This is a genomic window from Sinomonas atrocyanea (genome assembly GCF_030811715.1).
GTDB lineage: Bacteria > Actinomycetota > Actinomycetes > Actinomycetales > Micrococcaceae > Sinomonas > Sinomonas atrocyanea_A.
The window spans coordinates 152,015-168,856 of sequence record NZ_JAUSRH010000003.1; the positions used below are offsets into that span (position 1 = coordinate 152,015).

Genomic DNA, 16,842 nt, shown 5'->3' on the forward strand with positions numbered 1-16,842 from the left:
GCCCTACAGGGTGACCTCGCGCCTCCGCGGGGTGACGTCGCGGGCCTTTGGGGTGACCTGGCGCCTCCGCGGGGTGACCTCGCGGCTCTGCGGGGTGACTTCGCGGCTGCCCCGGCGAACCGTCCGAATAGCGAGACTGCGTGCCCAGCATGTGGATGCCTTCGCTAGGCTGACCCCATGACGCAGACGCAGCTCGACCTCGCAGTGATCCCCGGAGACGGCATCGGCCCCGAAGTGACGGCCGAGGCGCTCAAGGTCCTCCACCGCGCCCTCGAGGGCACCGGCCTGGAGGTCAAGGAGACGCACTACAGCCTCGGCGCGCAGCACTGGCTCGAGACCGGCGAGACCCTCTCCGAGGAGACGCTCGCGGACATCCGCGGCCGCGACGCGATCCTGTTCGGCGCCGTCGGCGCGGCCCCGGGCGATGCCCGCATCCCCTCGGGCATCCTCGAGCGCGAGGTCCTGCTCAAGCTCCGCTTCAGCCTCGACCACTGCGTCAACCTCCGCCCGTCGACGCTGTACGCCGGGGTGCCCACCCCCCTGGCGGCGCCGGGCACCATCGACTTCGTGGTGGTCCGCGAGGGCACCGAGGGCCCGTACACCGGCAATGGGGGCGCCCTGCGCACGGGGACGCCCCACGAGATCGCCACAGAGGTCTCCGTCAACACCGCCTACGGGGTCGAGCGCGTGGTGCGGGACGCCTTCCGCCGCGCGACCACGCGCCGGAACAAGGTCACCCTCGTCCACAAGCACAACGTCCTGGTCTACGCCGGCCACCTCTGGAAGCGCACCGTCGAGGCCGTCGCGGCGGAGTTCCCCGGCGTCGAGCACGACTACCTGCACGTCGACGCCGCGACGATCTTCCTCGTCACCGACCCGTCGCGCTTCGACGTCATCGTCACGGACAACCTCTTCGGCGACATCCTCACCGACCTCGCCGGCGCCGTCACCGGCGGCATCGGGCTCGCCGCCTCCGGCAACATCAACCTCGATGGCACGGCGCCGAGCATGTTCGAGCCGGTCCACGGCTCGGCCCCGGACATCGCCGGCCAGCAGAAGGCCGACCCGACGGCGGCGATCCTCTCGGCCGCGCTCCTGCTCGAGCACATCGGCCAGGCCGAGGCGGCGGCGCGCATCCAGTCGGCGGTCCGCGCCGACGTCGAGTCCCGAGCCCAGGCCGGCGCCCGCACCACTGCCCAGATCGGCGACGCGATCGCGGCCCGCCTCTGAACCGGCGCTGGCGGGACGGCCGACGGCGGGTGCCCACCCGCCGTCGTCCGTCCCTCCGTCCGGACACTGCGCAGGCGTAAGCTGGTGGAACTGACAGGCCCCGGGCCCCGGCAGCGACGCCGTCTGCCCGACTGATGTGGAGGAATCATGACTCAGAACGCCCTCGGCGTTGAATTCGAACGGCGGCTCTCGGAGACCCCGAAGAGCGCCGAGGAGCGTGCCGCGGTCCTGGCGAACCCGGGCTTCGGCGACTACTTCACGGACCACACGGCGGTCATCGACTGGAAGGTCGATGCCGAGGGCAACGGCGGCTGGCAGAACGCGCGCATCGAGCCCTACGGCCCGATCGCCATGGACCCGGCCGCCGCCGTGCTGCACTACGGCCAGGAGATCTTCGAGGGCCTCAAGGCCTACCGGCATGCCGACGGCACGGTGTGGACGTTCCGCCCCGAGGCGAACGCGCGCCGCTTCAACAAGTCGGCCCGGCGCCTGGCGCTGCCCGAGCTTCCGACCGAGGTCTTCCTCGAGTCCCTGCGCCAGCTGGTCTCCGTGGACCGCGACTGGGTTCCCTCCGGAGACGGGGAGTCGCTCTACCTGCGCCCCTTCATGATCGCGACCGAGGCCTTCCTCGGCGTGCGCCCGGCCCGTGAGGTGTCCTACCGGGTCATCGCGTCGCCGGCCGGCAACTACTTCGGCGGCGAGCTCAAGCCCGTGTCGATCTGGCTGTCCGAGAACTACGCCCGCGCCGGCCACGGCGGCACCGGCGAGGCCAAGTGCGGCGGCAACTACGCGGCGTCGCTCGCGGCCCAGCTCGAGGCCGAGGCGAACGGCTGCAAGCAGGTGCTCTTCCTCGACCCGACCAACGACTTCGCGGTCGAGGAGCTCGGCGGGATGAACATCTTCTTCGTCTTCAAGGACGGCACGCTCGTCACCCCCGCGCTCAACGGCAACATCCTCCACGGCGTCACCCGCGACTCCGTGCTCCAGCTGGCCGCCGACCGCGGCCTCACCGTCGAGGAGCGCAAGATCACCATCGACGAGTGGCGCCAGGCCGTCGCCGACGGCACCCTCGCCGAGGTCTTCGCGTGCGGGACCGCCGCGGTCATCACGCCGATCGGCGAGCTCAAGACGGCCGAGGGCTCGCTGGTCACGCCCGAGCTGGGCGCCGATTCGGTCGCCATGAGCATCCGCGAGCAGCTGCTCGGCATCCAGACCGGCAAGGTCGAGGACCTGCACGGCTGGCTGACCCAGCTCGCCTGAGCCCTTGGGCCCCGGGCCCTGAGCACTTGGGCCCTGAGCCCGGCCCCCTTCCGGGCTCCGCGCGAAGGCGCACGACGGCGCGTCCCCGCCCAGGCGGGGGCGCGCCGCTCTTCGTGGGGGATCCGCAGCCGCCGGAGCGCCCGTCAGCGGTCGGCGAGCGCCACGGTGGCCCCCGCGGTCGCGGCGACCAGGCCGGCGTCGTGCGAGGCCATGACGATCGCCGTCCCGGACTCGCGGCGGCCCGCGAGGAGGGCGCCGAGCGCGTGGGTCCGCTCGGCGTCGAGCCCCTGCTCGGGCTCGTCGAGGACGAGCAGTGAGGCCGGCTGCACGAGGGCGAACGTGATCCCGGCGGCCTGGCGCTCCCCGGCGGAGAGCTCCGAGGGGAAACGGTGCAGGATGCGGGTCAGGCGCAGCGCCTCGAGGACCGCGGCGAACCGGCCCGTGGCCGCCTCCCCGCCCCAGCTGACCGTCAGGAGCGTGAGGTGCTCCTCGAGCGTGAGGTCCTCGTAGAACGGCGGCGCGCCGAGGGCGGAGCCGATGTGGGTGTTCCGCCGCCTGGCGAGCGGGCCGCCGTAGGTCAGGGTGCCGGTGGTGGGCGTGTCGCGGCCGAGGATGAGGCGCAGGAGGGTCGTCTTCCCGGAGCCGTTGGGGCCGGTCACCGCGACGCACTCGCCGGCCGCCACCGAGAAGCTGACCGGGTCCAGGAGCGGCTCGCCGGCGACCTCCTTCCCGAGCGAGTCGGCGATCAGGAGGGGTACGTCGGTCGGGGTCGCCACCCGTTCGACTCTAGGGGAGCGCGCGCGGCGCGCCCAAGGCGGGACCTCCGCCGCCCCGGGCTCCGGGCCCGTCCCGGCACCTGCGGGCGGCCCGGGGACGCCGCGGTAGGGTAAGGCCCATGCGCATTGCCCGTTGTGTCAGCATCTCGGCCGCGGACGCGGCCCCCTTCTACGGCGTGGTCCAGGGAGAGCCCGGCCACGAGACGGTCGCCGCCATCAAGGGCGATCCGTTCTTCAACGGCGTCGAGCCCACGGGGGAGACCCATCCGCTCGAGGACGTCCGCCTCCTGGCGCCCATCATTCCCCGCAGCAAGGTTGTCGGGATCGGGCGCAACTACGCGGACCATGCCAAGGAGATGGGCAGCGACCTGCCCACCGAGCCGTCCATGTTCCTCGTCGCGAACACGGCCGTGGTCGGCCCCGGCGATCCCGTGGTGCTGCCCGAGTGGAGCGAGGAGGTCTCCTACGAGGGCGAGCTGTGCGTGGTGATCGGACGGATCTGCAAGGACGTGCCCGCCGAGAAGGCCGCGGACGTCATCTTCGGGTACACGGTCGGCAACGACTTCACGGCCCGTGACAAGCAGCGCACGGACCTCCAGTGGGCTCGCGCCAAGTCCTTCGACACGTCCAAGCCGCTGGGGCCGTGGATCGAGACGGACCTCGACGTCGAGGACCTCCGCCTCACCACGACGCTCAACGGCCAGACCAAGCAGGACGGCACGACCGCGGACATGGTGTTCGGCGTCAACGAGCTCGTGGCCGCGGTGTCCGCCGCGTTCACCCTCCTCCCCGGCGACGTCATCATGACGGGGACGCCGGCCGGCGTCGGCCTCGTGCGCGACGGCGACCGCGTCGAGGTCGAGATCGAGGGCCTGGGCGCCCTCGCCAACCCCGTCGTGCGGCGGTAGCGGGGCCGGAGGTCCAGGAGGTGGCTTCCGGACGCCCCTAGAATGGGGAGCACTATGACTTCCTCGCCCGCTGAGCCCCTGCTCGATCCCGCCTCGATCCCGTCCGTCATGCCCCACACCCCGGTGCGCGTGCGCTTCTGCCCGTCCCCGACCGGGACCCCGCACGTGGGCATGGTCCGCACTGCCCTCTTCAACTGGGCGTACGCCCGGCACACGGGGGGCACGTTCGTGTTCCGCATCGAGGACACGGATGCTCAGCGCGACACGGAGGAGAGCTACCAGCAGATCGTCGAGGCCCTGCGCTGGCTGGGCCTGACCTGGGACGAGGGCATCGACGTCGGCGGCCCGCACGAGCCGTACCGCCAGTCCCACCGCCTGGACCTCTACAAGGACGTGGCCGCCAAGCTCAAGGACGCCGGCTTCCTCTACGAGTCGTTCTCGACTCCGGACGAGATCGAGGCCCGCCACCGGGCCGCCGGCCGGGACCCCAAGCTCGGCTACGACAACTCGGACCGCGACCTCACCGAGGAGCAGAAGGCCGCGTTCCGCGCCGACGGCCGCGAGCCCGTCCTGCGGTTCCGGATGCCGGCGGAGGACGTGGTCTTCGACGACCTCATCCGCGGGGAGATCCGCTTCAAGGCCGGCTCGGTGCCGGACTTCGTGGTCGTGCGCGCGGACGGCTCGCCCCTGTACACGCTCGTGAACCCGGTGGACGATGCGCTCATGGGCATCACCCACGTGCTCCGCGGCGAGGACCTCCTCTCCTCGACGCCGCGCCAGGTCGCGCTCTACCACGCGCTGCACGCCGTGGGCGTCGCGAGCTACATGCCGATCTTCGGGCACCTGCCCTACGTCATGGGCGAGGGCAACAAGAAGCTCTCCAAGCGCGACCCGCAGTCGAACCTGTTCCACCACCGGGACCGCGGCTTCATCCCCGAGGGCCTCCTGAACTACCTCGCGCTCCTGGGCTGGTCGCTGTCCGCCGACGAGGACATCTTCACCGTGGACCAGCTCGTGCAGCACTTCGACATCGCCGACGTGCTGCCCAACCCGGCCCGCTTCGACCAGAAGAAGGCCGAGGCCATCAACGGCACCCACGTGCGCATGCTCGAACCGGCCGACTTCCGGGACCGGCTCGTCCCCTACCTCCGCGCCGCGGGACTCGTGGGGGAGGCCCTCACGCCGCGCCAGGAGGAGATCCTCACCGAGGCCGCGCCCCTCGTCCAGGAGCGCATCGCCCTCCTCGGCGAGGCCCCGGAGATGCTCGGCTTCCTCTTCACCGAGGACTCCGACATCACGATCGCCGAGGACGCGCTCAAGGGCATGCCGGCCAACCTCGCCGAGGTGCTCGACGCGGCCCTGGCCGCCCTCGAGCCGCTCGCCGAGTGGACGGCCGAGGCCATCCAGGACGCCCTGCGGTCCGCCCTCGTCGACGGCCTCGGCATCAAGCCCCGCCTGGCCTTCGGCCCGGTCCGCACGGCCATCTCCGGCCGCCGGATCTCCCCGCCGCTGTTCGAGTCGATGGTCATCCTCGGCAAGGAGTCCTCGCTCGCGCGCATCAAGGCCTTCCGTGGCTGAGCTCACCGCCGCTGCCCCGGCCCAGACGGCGGCGACATACGACGGCGGGGCCGCACCCGCCGTCGTACGCCGCCCTCCGGCGGACCGCACCGCGCTCGTGAAGGGGGTCCTGCTCGACATCGACGAGACGCTCGTGGACCTCGAGGGCGCGATGGACCGCGCGCTGCGCGAGGTGAGCGCGGCGCTGCTGCCGGGCCTGGACGACGCGGGATGGACCACGTTCTGCAGGATCTTCACCCGCGGCTCCGACGACATCTACGAGCGGTACGTGGCACGCGAGATCACCTTCGCCCAGCAGCGCGTGCTGCGGGCCGAGCGCTGCCTCGCGCACTTCGGGCGCGCGTTCGCCTCGGACGCCGAGTCGGCGGCGTGGCTCGAGGCGTACGAGACGGCCCAGCCTGCCTACGTCCGCGCGTTCGACGACGTCGTGCCGCTCCTGGACGCGCTGGACGCCGCGGGCGTCGCGTACGGGGCCGTGAGCAACAACGTCCACGACTACCAGCGCGCCAAGCTCGACACGGCCGGCCTCCAGCGCATCGGCGTCCTCGTGGGCATCGACGCGGTCGGGGTGGCCAAGCCGGACCCCGCGATCTTCCACGAGGGGCTGCGCCGGCTGGGGACCGCCGCGCAGGAGACGGTGTACATCGGGGACAACCCCGCGCACGACGTGATTGGCGCGGCCTCCGCGGGCCTGCGGGGGATCTGGCTCAACCGCCGGTCCACCGTCCTGGACGCCGCGATGGCGCCGTCCGTGCCCGACCAGGTCACCGGACTCGAGCAGGTCCCGGCGCTCCTCGGCCTGGGCTGACCTCGTCTGCGGGGCGCCGGCGGGCCGAGGGCGCGCCGATTTGTGGCGTGCGGGAGCTTCGGGTAAAGTAATTACTCGTGCTGAGGGGCACGGAGCGCATCGGAGGGATCCGGTGGGCGCGGCCCGGAAGACACAGTGGGATATGGTGTAATTGGCAACACTACGGTTTCTGGTACCGTCATTCTAGGTTCGAGTCCTGGTATCCCAGCTCCGGATGTCCTGCCCCCGGGCAGTGCGGAAGGATCGCTCACTTCTGAGCACGGTAAAGTACCACGGCCCCATCGTATAGCGGCCTAGTACGCCGCCCTCTCACGGCGGTAACGCGGGTTCGAATCCCGCTGGGGTCACTGAAGGTCCGGCAGCAGCCGGTCCTTCGACAAAGCCATCCACTGCGGATGGCCGGAGCGCGCGCCATCTCGGCGCGTGCAGTGCGAGGCCCCATCGTATAGCGGCCTAGTACGCCGCCCTCTCACGGCGGTAACGCGGGTTCGAATCCCGCTGGGGTCACCTCATGGAGGGCTCGGTCTTCGGACCGGGCCCTCTCTGCGTGCCTCAATCTGCAGGCCCCGGAAGGGGCATCAGTCGAACGCCGCCTGGACCTTCTCGAGGGTGCGGAGATTGCGCGTCGTCGTGGTGGCCTTGAAGGCAGGCTTGGCCGTCGCCTTGGACAGCGGCGCGTCGAGGGTGGACCCCTTGGGGCAGCGCCAGGCGAGGGCCAGCGGGCCCAGGCGCACGTGGGCACCGTCCTCGTCCTCCCCGCTGGAGGCGCCCGCGTCCAGGAGCACGACGAGCCGGTCGAGGGCCGCGGGATCCGAGGACAGGGTGACGTAGGCGTGCACGTCCGGGTTGTCCGGCGGGTACGGGCACGAGCGCACGAGGGCCTCGACGTCCTGCCGCGCGAGGACGATCACCCAGGCGTCATAGCCGAAGGCCGCGCGCAGGGCCTCCTCGATCCGATCCTTCAGGGCGGCCGCGTCCAGGTCGGTGGACAGCACGGCGTTCCCGCTCGCGAGCAGCGTCTTCACTCCGCTCACGGGCAGCGCGCCGAGGACCTCGCGCAGCTGAGCCATCTTGATGGTGATGCCGCCGACGTTCACGCCGCGCAAGAAGACCGCGAAATCGGCCACAGGGCCTCCCCCCGCTCCGGTGGGTGGTCCGGTCCGGCTAGTCGTTGCCCTTGCGCAGGGCCTCGGTCAGCAGCCGTCCGGCGTTGCAGATGACCTCAGCATGCTGGCGGCCCGGCTGACGGGTCAAGCGCTCGATCGGGCCCGAGATCGACACGGCGGCGATCACCCGTCCGGAGGGCCCGCGGACCGGGGCGGAGACGGAGGCGACCCCGGGTTCGCGTTCGCCGAGCGACTGGGCCCAGCCGCGGCGTCGGACGCCGGCGAGCACGGTGGGGGTGAATCGGGCGTTGTTGAGGCCTTCGAGGAGCCGGTCGTGGTCCTCCCAGGCGACGAGGATCTGGGCCGCGGAGCCGGCCTTCATGCTCAGCTGCGTGCCCACGGGGATCGTGTCGCGCAGCCCCACGGGACGCTCCGCGGACGCCACGCACACGCGCCAGTCGCCCTGGCGGCGGAAGATCTGCGCGCTCTCTCCCGTCGCATCGCGCAGCTGCATCAGGATGGGGCCGGCCGCCGCGATGAGCCGGTCTTCCCCGGCCGCGGAGGCGAGCTCCACGAGGCGGGACCCGAGCACGAACCGGCCCTGCATGTCCCGCGCCACGAGGCGGTGGTGCACGAGGGCAAGCGCCAAGCGGTGGACCGTGGGGCGGGCGAGGCCCGTGGCCGCCACGAGTTGGGCGAGCGTGGTGGGCCCCGCCTCCAGCGCATCGAGTACGAGGGCAGCCTTGTCGATCACGCCGACGCCACTAGTATTGTCCATAGGTTGATATTGGCGTCTCAATATCTGAGATGCAAGTCGACGAGGTGGCCAGCGCGGCCGGCTCGCTGGTCCACTGGTACCAGGCAGCCAGGAGGCGGGCCAGGCGAGCACTGGCCTGATCGGCGCTGGACGATCAGCACTGGCCTGATTGGCACTGGACATCAGCACTGGACATCAGCACTGGCACGAGTCGGAGGGAGCAGGCCGTGGGACGCACACTGGCCGAGAAGGTCTGGGACGCACACGTGGTGCGCAAGGGCGAGGACGGGCAGCCCGATCTGCTCTACATCGACCTCCACCTCGTGCACGAGGTCACCTCCCCGCAGGCGTTCGAGGGCCTCCGCCTCGCGGGCCGGAGGCTCCGCCGCCCGGATCTGACGATCGCGACCGAGGACCACAACACGCCGACGATCGACATCGACAAGCCGATCGCGGACCCGACGAGCCGGACCCAGATCGAGACCCTGCGGGCCAACTGCGCCGAGTTCGGGGTGCGCCTGCACTCGCTCGGCGACAAGGAGCAGGGCATCGTGCACGTCGTCGGCCCCCAGCTCGGCCTCACCCAGCCGGGGCTGACCATCGTCTGCGGCGACTCGCACACCTCGACCCACGGCGCGTTCGGGGCCCTCGCGATGGGCATCGGCACCTCCGAGGTCGAGCACGTCATGGCGACCCAGACGCTGCCGCTGAAGCCCTTCAAGACGATGGCCATCACGGTGGAGGGAACCCTCAAGCCCGGCGTGAGCAGCAAGGACATCATCCTCGCCGTCATCGCCAAGATCGGCACCGGCGGGGGCCAGGGATACGTCCTCGAATACCGGGGGTCGGCGATCCGGTCCCTGTCGATGGAGGCCCGCATGACCATCTGCAACATGTCGATCGAGGCCGGCGCGCGCGCGGGGATGGTCGCCCCGGACGAGACGACCTATGCCTTCATGAAGGGCCGCCCGCACGCCCCGCAGGGCGCGGAGTGGGACGCGGCGGTCGACTACTGGAACACCCTCCGCACGGACGACGACGCGGTCTTCGACGCCGAGGTCTTCCTCGATGCCGACGAGCTCGAGCCGTTCGTCACGTGGGGCACCAACCCCGGCCAGGGGGTGTCCCTCTCGCAGTCCGTCCCCGACCCGGAGAAGATGGCGGACGAGAACGCCAAGGCCAACGCCCGCCGCGCCCTGGAGTACATGGGGCTCGCCGCGGGCACGCCCATGAAGGACATCCGCGTCGACACCGTCTTCCTCGGCTCGTGCACGAACTCGCGCCTCGAGGACCTGCGCGCTGCCGCGGAGATCATCCGCGGCCGCACCAAGGACCCGAACGTGCGGATGATGGTGGTTCCCGGCTCCGCCCGGGTGCGCCTCGAGGCCGAGGCCGAGGGGCTGGACAAGGTCTTCACCGAGTTCGGGGCCGAGTGGCGCTTCGCCGGCTGCTCGATGTGCCTGGGCATGAACCCGGACCAGCTCCAGCCGGGGGAGCGGTGCGCATCCACCTCGAACCGCAACTTCGAGGGCCGCCAGGGCAAGGGCGGGCGCACGCACCTCGTCTCGCCCGTCGTCGCTGCGGCCACCGCGGTCCGCGGGACGCTCTCGTCGCCGTCGGACCTCGACCCCATCCCCGCGGACACCGCCGCCGGCGCGGCAGCCTAAGGAAGGACCCAGCCATGGAGAAGTTCACCACCCACACCGGCATCGGCGTGCCGCTGCGCCAGTCCAATGTGGACACCGACCAGATCATCCCCGCGGTGTTCCTCAAGCGCATCACCCGCACCGGGTTCGAGGACGCCCTCTTCGCCTCGTGGCGCAAGGACGAGTCCTTCATCCTCAACCAGGCCCCCTTCGACGCAGGCTCCGTGCTCGTGGCCGGACCCGACTTCGGCACTGGCTCCTCCCGCGAGCACGCCGTGTGGGCGCTGAAGGACTATGGCTTCAAGGTGGTCCTCTCGTCCCGGTTCGCGGACATCTTCCGCGGCAACTCCGGCAAGCAGGGGCTCCTCGCCGCCGTCGTGGCCCAGGACGACATCGAGCTCATCTGGAAGGAGCTCGAGAACCACCCCGGCACGCAGGTCACGGTCGACCTTGCCTCCAAGACCGTCACGTGCGCGAACATCGTGGCCCCGTTCGAGATCGACGACTACACGCGCTGGCGACTGCTCGAGGGCCTCGACGACATCGGCCTGACCCTCCAGCACGAGGAGGCCATCACCGCGTACGAGGCCTCGCGGCCCTCCTTCAAGCCCACCACCCTCCCCGAGCCCACCACCCTGCCCGCCAAGGCCTGAGCGGGCCGACGCGCCAAGGAAGCTCGCCCCGGGGTTTTCACTGCCCCGGGCGCGAGCTTCTATGCTTAGCAGGGTCTCCGCGCGGGCGGAGCTGCAGCAGTGGCTATGGGGGCCAGTGAGGAAAAGGTGCGCATGAGCAGTGTTCTGACCATCCGGGGCGGCATCCCCCTTTCGGGCAAGGTGACGGTCCGGGGCGCGAAGAACCTCGTCCCCAAGGCCATGGTGGCCGCCCTCCTCGGCAACGAGCCGTCGAGGCTCCGCAATGTGCCGGAGATCCAGGACGTCGACATCGTCACGAGCCTGCTCCAGCTGCACGGCGTCGCCGTCGAGCGCGATGCCGCCACAGGCGACCTCACGCTGGACCCGACGAACGCCAAGACCGCCAAGGTCGCGGACATCGACGCCCACGCCGGCGACTCCCGCATCCCGATCCTGCTCTGCGGGCCGCTCATCCACTCGATCGGGGAGGCGTTCATCCCCGACCTGGGCGGCTGCCGGATCGGCGACCGCCCCATCGACTACCACCTCGACGTCCTGCGCCAGTTCGGCGCCGTCGTCGACAAGCGCCCCGGCGGCATCAGCATCTCCGCGCCGCGCGGACTCAGGGGCGCCAAGATCACGCTCCCGTACCCGAGCGTGGGGGCGACGGAGCAGGTGCTCCTCACCGCGACGCGGGCCGAGGGCGTCACCGAGCTCAAGGGCGCGGCGATCGAGCCCGAGATCATGGATCTCGTCGCGGTGCTGCAGAAGATGGGCGCGATCATCGCCGTCCTCAACGACCGCACCATCCGCATCGAGGGCGTGCGCGAGCTCGGCGGCTACACCCACCGCGCCCTCTCGGACCGCAACGAGGCGGCGTCCTGGGCCTCGGCGGCCCTCGCGACCCACGGCGACATCTTCGTTGAGGGCGCGAGCCAGCGCGACATGGTGACCTTCCTGAACGTCTACCGCAAGCTCGGTGGCGGCCTCTCGATCGAGGACGAGGGCATCCGGTTCTTCCACCCGGGCGGGAAGCTCTCGCCCCTCGTGCTCGAGACAGACGTCCACCCCGGCTTCATGACCGACTGGCAGCAGCCCCTCGTCGTCGCCCTGACCCAGGCCGAGGGCGTGTCGATCGTGCACGAGACCGTGTACGAGAACCGCTTCGGCTTCACCGAGGCCCTCGGCCGCATGGGCGCGACCATCCAGCTGCACCGCGAGTGCCTGGGCAGCGTGCCCTGCCGGTTCGGGCAGCGGAACTTCCTGCATTCGGCGGTCATCTCGGGCGCCACGCCACTGCACGGCGCCGACTTCGACGTCCCGGACCTCCGCGGCGGCTTCAGCCACCTCATCGCGGCCCTCGCGGCCGACGGCGTCTCCCGCGCCACCGGGGTGGGCGTCATCCGCCGCGGGTACGAGTACTTCACCGAGAAGCTGGGCGCCCTCGGCGCCGACTTCGACCTCGAGGAGGGCCAGTGAGCCGCGCGCCGAAGACGGCCCTGAGGGAGAGCACCGGCGAACGGGTCGCGTTCGCGATCGCCGGCGCCGTGGTCCGGCCCCTCCTGAACCTCCTGATGCGCAAGGAGTGGCGCGGCACGGAGAAGCTCGTCGGCCTGCCGGGGCGCGGCGGGTTCATCGCGTGCGTGAACCACTGCACCGAGATCGATCCGCTCACCGTGGGCCACATGCTCTACAACCAGGGGCGCCCGCCGCACTTCCTGGCCAAGGCGGGCCTGTTCAAGCCCCCGGTGCTCGGCCAGATCATGAAGGGCACCAAGCAGATCCCCGTGGACCGCGGGGGCACCGGAGCCGGCGCGTCCCTCGAGGTCGCCCGCGAGGTGATCGACGAGGGCGGGGCGATCATCGTCTATCCCGAGGGCACCCTCACCCGCGACCCGGGGCTGTGGCCCATGAAGGGCCACACGGGCGCCGCCCGGCTGGCCCTCAAGACCGGCGCCCCCGTGGTCCCGATCGCCCACTGGGGGGACCACGAGCTGTTCCCGCGCTACGCCAAGCGGCTCTACCCCTTCCCGCGCAAGAAGGCCGTGGTCCTCGTAGGGGACCCCGTGGACCTGTCCGACCTCGTAGGTCGTCCGCTGGACAAGACCACCCTCGTCGAGGCCACCGAGCGGATCATGGACGCGATCACGGCGCTCCTGGCGGAGCTGCGCGGCGAGCAGCCGCCCGCGCAGCGGTGGGACCCTGCCCAGCACCAGCAGTCCCTCCACGGGCGCGACGTCGAGCGCGGCGGGGCCTGAGGGTGGCCGCGGAGCATCGGGGCCGCGGGCCGCTCGAGCGCATCGCCGTCATGGGCGCCGGGAGCTGGGGGACCACCTTCGCCAAAGTCCTCGGCGATGCCGCGGCGAACCACGGCAGCACCCGCTCGGTCCGCCTCTGGGGCCGCAGCCCCGAGGTGGTCGCCGACGTGGCCCGCCACCGGAACGCCCGCTACCTCGGCGACATCGAGCTGCCCGCCTGCATCACCGCGACCCTCGACCCGGCCGAGGCTCTCGAGGGGGCGCAGCTCGTGGTCCTCGCCGTCCCCGCGCAGTCCCTGCGCGCCCAGCTCGCCGCCTGGAGCGCGCACGTGCCGCGCGACGCCGTCGTGCTCTCCCTCATGAAGGGGCTCGAGCTGGGCACGGACAAGCGGATGAGCGAGGTCATCGCCGAGGTCACCTCACTGCCCCCCGAGCAGATCGCCGTGCTTTCAGGCCCCAACCTCGCGCTCGAGATCGCGCGCTCCCAGCCCACCGGCGCGGTCGTCGCGTGCACCGACCACGCCACCGCCCAGTGGATCGCCGAGTCCTGCACGGCGCCGTACTTCCGGCCCTACATGAGCACGGACGTGACCGGAGTGGAGATCGGCGGCATCGTCAAGAACGTGATCGCCCTCGCCGTCGGGATCTGCGAGGGCAAGGAGATGGGCGACAACACGAAGGCCACCGTCATCACGCGGGGCCTGGCCGAGACCACGCGGCTCGCCGTGGCGCTCGGGGCCGACCTCACCACGATGGCCGGGCTCGCCGGGCTGGGCGACCTCGTGGCCACCTGCTCGTCCAAGCTCTCCCGCAACCACACGGCCGGGCGGCTCCTGGGCCAGGGGCTCGACACCGAGGCCGTGGGCGCCCGCATGACCCAGGTCGCCGAGGGCATCAAGTCCGCCCCGGCCGTCCTGGAGCTCGCACAGCGCCACGGCGTGGACATGCCCATCACCGCCGGAGTCGTGGCCGTCCTGCGGGGCGAGCTGCCGGTGGAGAAGCTCGAACCGCTGCTGCTGGCGCGGCAGCTCAAGTCAGAAGGCGACTAACCGTGACAGAGACCAGGAAGACCCGCGTTGCCCTCCTCTTCGGGGGCCGCTCGAGCGAGCACGCCGTGAGCTGCGTGACCGCCGCGGGCGTCATGGGCGCGATCGACACGGACAAGTACGAGGTCGTGCCCGTCGGCATCACCCGGTCGGGGCAATGGGTCCTCTCCCAGGGGGACTGGCACCAGTGGGCCCTCGACTCCGGCCGGCTGCCGGAGGTCGAGGCCGCCGAGGCCACCGTCCGGCTCGCCGAGAACGACGGCGCGGCCCGGCTCCTCGTCAGCGAGCCCGGCCAGGTGCCGCGGGAGCTCGGCGAGGTCGACGTCGTCTTCCCGCTCCTGCACGGCGCCTTCGGTGAAGACGGCACGATCCAGGGCCTCCTCGAGCTCGCCGACGTCCACTACGTCGGCGCGGGCGTCCTCGCCTCCGCGGTCGGGATGGACAAGCACTTCATGAAGGTCGCCTTCGCGGCGGCAGGCCTCGCCGTCGGCCCGTACACCACGGTGACCGACAAGCAGTGGCGGCGCGACCCGCAGCAGGTGCGGGACGCCGTCGCGCGCCTCGGCTACCCCGTGTTCGTCAAGCCGTGCCGCGCGGGCTCATCGGTGGGCATCTCCAAGGTGGACCGCCCGGAGGAGCTCGACGCCGCCATCGCCGAAGCGCGGCGGCACGACCTGCGCCTCGTGATCGAGGCCGCGATCGTGGGCCGCGAGATCGAGTGCGGCGTGCTCGAGGGCCGCGGCTGCGACGCCCCGCGCACGTCCCTCCCGGGCGAGATCGTGGTCCAGGGCGGCGCGCACACGTTCTACGACTTCGCCGCGAAGTACGTCGAGAACGACGCCGCGTCGCTCTCGTGCCCGGCCGACCTGCCGCCGGAGGCGATCGAGCAGGTCCGCGAGCTCGCGGCGACCGCCTTCGACGCCGTCTCCGCTGAGGGACTCAGCCGCGTGGACTTCTTCTACACGCCCGAGGGCGAGTTCGTCATCAACGAGATCAACACCATGCCCGGGTTCACGCCGATCAGCATGTACCCCGCAATGTGGGCGGCGACGGGGCTGGGCTACCGGGAGCTGATCGACGAGCTCATCCAGCTGGCCCTCGACCGCCCCACAGGGCTGCGGTAGCGCCCGGCGCGCGGCTCAGCCGTTCGCCGGCAGGGTGGCCAGGTCCTCCTGCCCCACGCAGTGGCGGGTGGCCGGGACCTTGGAGACGGCCGGGGACAGGGTCGCCAGGACGGTCGCGGAACTCGCCCGGCTCGCGTCCAGGAGCAGCTCCGTGGCGGGCTCGCGACCGAACGTGGTGAGCGTGTAGGTGCCCCCGTCGCCCGTCCCGGGCGAGCCGCCGGTCCCGGGCGAGCCGCCCGCCCCGGCGGGCGACGGTGCGCCCGGGGTTCCGGGGGAGTCCTGCCTGATCACCCAGTCCACGCCGTTCACGCTCACGCACCGGTCCGTGGTCGGGCCCGGCGCGGGGACGCCGCAGCGGAGCACGACGGCGGCCGGGTCGCCCCACGCCGCCGTGGCCTGGCTCGTCGTGGTGCGCAGCCGGGCGTCGCCGATCGCGTCCGGGAGGGCGAGCATGAGCGGTGCGCACGCGGGATCCGCCGCGCCCGCGGCCGGCTGCACGGAGACCGGGGCGGAGCATCCGGCGAGTGCGGCGACCAGGGCAACGAGGGCCGCCGGGATGCCGTACCGGGCTGCGCGGGGGTGGCTTCGTGCGGACATGCTTCTCCATCCGGGGGGCGAGGGGGTCCTTCCAGACTACCGCCGCCGCGGACGCCGCCCGCGCCGATAGGCTGGGTGCGTGACAGATTCCCAGCGTCTGGCGGCGCGCGTGAGCGAGGTGAGCGAGCGGGAGCTGCTCGAGCGGATCTTCCCCCGGCTGGCGGTCCTCGGATCGCCGATCCTCGGCCCGGGCGACGACGCAGCGGTGCTCGCCGCCCCGGACGGCCGCGTGGTGGTCAGCACCGACACGCAGACCGAGGGACAGGACTTCCGGCTCGCCTGGCCCAACGGGTACCGCACCAGCGGAGCGGACGTGGGCTGGAAGGCCGCGGCGCAGAACCTCAGCGACATCAACGCCATGGGAGCGGTCGCGACCGGCATGGTGGTGAGCCTCACCCTGCCGGCCGAGACGGAGATCGCCTGGGTCGAGGGCCTCGCCGACGGCCTCGTCGAGGCCATCGTCGGGCTCGGCGCCCCCGGCTGCACGGTGGCCGGAGGAGACCTCGGCCTCGGCGGCGAGCTGTCGGTGACCGTCACGGTCCTCGGGAGCCTCGAGGGCCGCGCGCCCGTGCTGCGCTCCGGGGCACGGCCAGGAGACGTCGTCGCCGTCGCCGGACGCCTCGGGCCCGCCGCCGCCGGACTGGCCCTCCTGGAGCACGGCCCCCGGTACGCCGAGCTCGATCAGGAGGCCCTCGGCGTCATCCGTTCCTTCTGCCGACCGAGGCCGCCCCTTGCCGCGGGGCCCGACGCGGCACGCGCCGGGGCCACAGCCCTCATGGACCTCTCCGACGGCCTGCTCAAGGACGGCGACCGCCTGGGGCGGGCGAGCGGCGTCGTGCTCGACCTCGACCCGGCCGCGCTCGCGGCCCACGCGGCGCTCCTGGCGGGGCCGGCAGCGGCCGTCGGCGCGGATCCCCTCCGCTGGGTCCTGGGCGGGGGAGAGGACCACGGCCTGCTCGCGGCGTTCCCGCCGTCCTCACAGCTGCCTCAGGGATTCACTGCGATAGGCTCGGTGGTGCCCCCGGCCGGCGGGCCGGGTGGGGTGGCCATCGGCGGGCGCCCCGCGGAACCGAGCGGATGGGACCACTTTGCACGCTAAGATCGCCTCGAACGCCG

General features: G+C 72.0%; 16 protein-coding genes and 3 tRNA genes. 15 read left to right on the forward strand and 4 right to left on the reverse strand.

Going from position 1 to position 16,842, the window contains the following annotated elements; all coding sequences use genetic code 11:
* The first annotated feature begins 177 nt into the window (after window positions 1-177).
* Both J2W21_RS06160 and J2W21_RS06165 read left to right on the forward strand, forming a co-directional pair.
* Window positions 178-1,230 (forward strand): 3-isopropylmalate dehydrogenase, encoded by a 1,053-nt coding sequence (locus tag J2W21_RS06160; RefSeq protein ID WP_307113630.1) that lies wholly within the window; start codon window positions 178-180, stop codon window positions 1,228-1,230.
* A 147-nt stretch (window positions 1,231-1,377) separates the two neighbouring features.
* On the forward strand, window positions 1,378-2,490 hold the full coding sequence (locus J2W21_RS06165; protein WP_307113631.1) for a branched-chain amino acid aminotransferase: 1,113 nt from the start codon (window positions 1,378-1,380) through the stop codon (window positions 2,488-2,490).
* A 143-nt stretch (window positions 2,491-2,633) separates the two neighbouring features.
* Here the strand turns inward: J2W21_RS06165 and J2W21_RS06170 are convergent, their stop codons facing one another.
* Window positions 2,634-3,266, reverse strand: coding sequence for an ABC transporter ATP-binding protein (locus tag J2W21_RS06170; RefSeq protein WP_307113632.1), 633 nt, complete (start codon window positions 3,264-3,266; stop codon window positions 2,634-2,636).
* 119 nt (window positions 3,267-3,385) lie between these two features.
* Between J2W21_RS06170 and J2W21_RS06175 the strand changes: the two genes are divergently transcribed.
* The 6 genes from J2W21_RS06175 (at window position 3,386) to J2W21_RS06200 (ending at window position 7,067) form a co-directional block, all read left to right on the forward strand.
* Entirely contained in the window at window positions 3,386-4,174 is a 789-nt protein-coding gene (locus J2W21_RS06175; protein ID WP_307113633.1) for a fumarylacetoacetate hydrolase family protein, read from the forward strand.
* A gap of 54 nt (window positions 4,175-4,228) precedes the next feature.
* A complete protein-coding gene (gltX, locus tag J2W21_RS06180) occupies window positions 4,229-5,752 on the forward strand; it encodes a glutamate--tRNA ligase (protein ID WP_307113634.1) in 1,524 nt (507 codons plus the stop codon).
* Between the two features lie 97 nt (window positions 5,753-5,849).
* A complete protein-coding gene (locus tag J2W21_RS06185; RefSeq protein ID WP_307113966.1) occupies window positions 5,850-6,560 on the forward strand; it encodes an HAD family hydrolase in 711 nt (236 codons plus the stop codon).
* Between the two features lie 136 nt (window positions 6,561-6,696).
* Window positions 6,697-6,768 (forward strand) — tRNA-Gln (locus J2W21_RS06190).
* A gap of 66 nt (window positions 6,769-6,834) precedes the next feature.
* Window positions 6,835-6,907 (forward strand) — tRNA-Glu (locus J2W21_RS06195).
* 87 nt (window positions 6,908-6,994) lie between these two features.
* Window positions 6,995-7,067, forward strand: a tRNA-Glu gene (locus J2W21_RS06200).
* A 71-nt stretch (window positions 7,068-7,138) separates the two neighbouring features.
* Here J2W21_RS06200 and J2W21_RS06205 read toward each other — a convergent pair.
* Complete coding sequence (locus J2W21_RS06205; RefSeq protein WP_307113635.1) at window positions 7,139-7,687, reverse strand: DUF1697 domain-containing protein; 549 nt, start codon at window positions 7,685-7,687, stop codon at window positions 7,139-7,141.
* A 37-nt stretch (window positions 7,688-7,724) separates the two neighbouring features.
* Window positions 7,725-8,444, reverse strand: coding sequence for an IclR family transcriptional regulator (locus J2W21_RS06210; RefSeq protein ID WP_307113636.1), 720 nt, complete (start codon window positions 8,442-8,444; stop codon window positions 7,725-7,727).
* Window positions 8,445-8,650: 206 nt separating this feature from the next.
* On the opposite strand from J2W21_RS06210, the gene leuC reads away from it, so the two are divergent.
* The 6 genes from leuC (at window position 8,651) to J2W21_RS06240 (ending at window position 15,129) form a co-directional block, all read left to right on the forward strand.
* Window positions 8,651-10,090 carry a 3-isopropylmalate dehydratase large subunit gene (leuC, locus tag J2W21_RS06215; protein WP_307113637.1) on the forward strand — a complete coding sequence of 480 codons (1,440 nt, stop codon included), beginning with the start codon at window positions 8,651-8,653 and terminating at the stop codon, window positions 10,088-10,090.
* Window positions 10,091-10,104: 14 nt separating this feature from the next.
* Entirely contained in the window at window positions 10,105-10,722 is a 618-nt protein-coding gene (leuD, locus tag J2W21_RS06220; RefSeq protein ID WP_307113638.1) for a 3-isopropylmalate dehydratase small subunit, read from the forward strand.
* 132 nt (window positions 10,723-10,854) lie between these two features.
* Complete coding sequence (murA, locus tag J2W21_RS06225) at window positions 10,855-12,180, forward strand: UDP-N-acetylglucosamine 1-carboxyvinyltransferase (RefSeq protein ID WP_307113639.1); 1,326 nt, start codon at window positions 10,855-10,857, stop codon at window positions 12,178-12,180.
* Window positions 12,181-12,275: 95 nt separating this feature from the next.
* Window positions 12,276-12,959, forward strand: coding sequence for a lysophospholipid acyltransferase family protein (locus J2W21_RS06230; protein ID WP_307113967.1), 684 nt, complete (start codon window positions 12,276-12,278; stop codon window positions 12,957-12,959).
* A 50-nt stretch (window positions 12,960-13,009) separates the two neighbouring features.
* Window positions 13,010-14,008: an NAD(P)H-dependent glycerol-3-phosphate dehydrogenase gene (locus tag J2W21_RS06235; protein WP_307113968.1), complete on the forward strand. Its 999-nt coding sequence runs from the start codon at window positions 13,010-13,012 to the stop codon at window positions 14,006-14,008.
* A gap of 2 nt (window positions 14,009-14,010) precedes the next feature.
* The gene (locus J2W21_RS06240; protein ID WP_307113640.1) at window positions 14,011-15,129 is read left to right on the forward strand and encodes a D-alanine--D-alanine ligase family protein; all 1,119 of its coding nucleotides are present in this window, start codon (window positions 14,011-14,013) and stop codon (window positions 15,127-15,129) included.
* Between the two features lie 15 nt (window positions 15,130-15,144).
* Here J2W21_RS06240 and J2W21_RS06245 read toward each other — a convergent pair whose 3' ends face one another.
* On the reverse strand, window positions 15,145-15,726 hold the full coding sequence (locus J2W21_RS06245) for a DUF3515 family protein (RefSeq protein ID WP_307113641.1): 582 nt from the start codon (window positions 15,724-15,726) through the stop codon (window positions 15,145-15,147).
* 79 nt (window positions 15,727-15,805) lie between these two features.
* Here J2W21_RS06245 and J2W21_RS06250 point away from each other — a divergent pair, with 79 nt between their 5' ends.
* The gene (locus J2W21_RS06250; RefSeq protein ID WP_307113642.1) at window positions 15,806-16,825 is read left to right on the forward strand and encodes a thiamine-phosphate kinase; all 1,020 of its coding nucleotides are present in this window, start codon (window positions 15,806-15,808) and stop codon (window positions 16,823-16,825) included.
* Window positions 16,826-16,842 lie beyond the last annotated feature (17 nt).

Coding starts and splice junctions, on each gene's coding strand:
- J2W21_RS06160 (WP_307113630.1), top strand. CDS start 178: ATGACGCAGACGCAGCTCGACCTCGCAGTGATCCCCGGAGACGGCATC.
- J2W21_RS06165 (WP_307113631.1), top strand. CDS start 1,378: ATGACTCAGAACGCCCTCGGCGTTGAATTCGAACGGCGGCTCTCGGAG.
- J2W21_RS06175 (WP_307113633.1), top strand. CDS start 3,386: ATGCGCATTGCCCGTTGTGTCAGCATCTCGGCCGCGGACGCGGCCCCC.
- gltX (WP_307113634.1), top strand. CDS start 4,229: ATGACTTCCTCGCCCGCTGAGCCCCTGCTCGATCCCGCCTCGATCCCG.
- J2W21_RS06210 (WP_307113636.1), bottom strand. CDS start 8,444: ATGGACAATACTAGTGGCGTCGGCGTGATCGACAAGGCTGCCCTCGTA.
- leuD (WP_307113638.1), top strand. CDS start 10,105: ATGGAGAAGTTCACCACCCACACCGGCATCGGCGTGCCGCTGCGCCAG.
- murA (WP_307113639.1), top strand. CDS start 10,855: ATGAGCAGTGTTCTGACCATCCGGGGCGGCATCCCCCTTTCGGGCAAG.
- J2W21_RS06230 (WP_307113967.1), top strand. CDS start 12,276: ATGCGCAAGGAGTGGCGCGGCACGGAGAAGCTCGTCGGCCTGCCGGGG.
- J2W21_RS06235 (WP_307113968.1), top strand. CDS start 13,010: ATGGGCGCCGGGAGCTGGGGGACCACCTTCGCCAAAGTCCTCGGCGAT.
- J2W21_RS06245 (WP_307113641.1), bottom strand. CDS start 15,726: ATGTCCGCACGAAGCCACCCCCGCGCAGCCCGGTACGGCATCCCGGCG.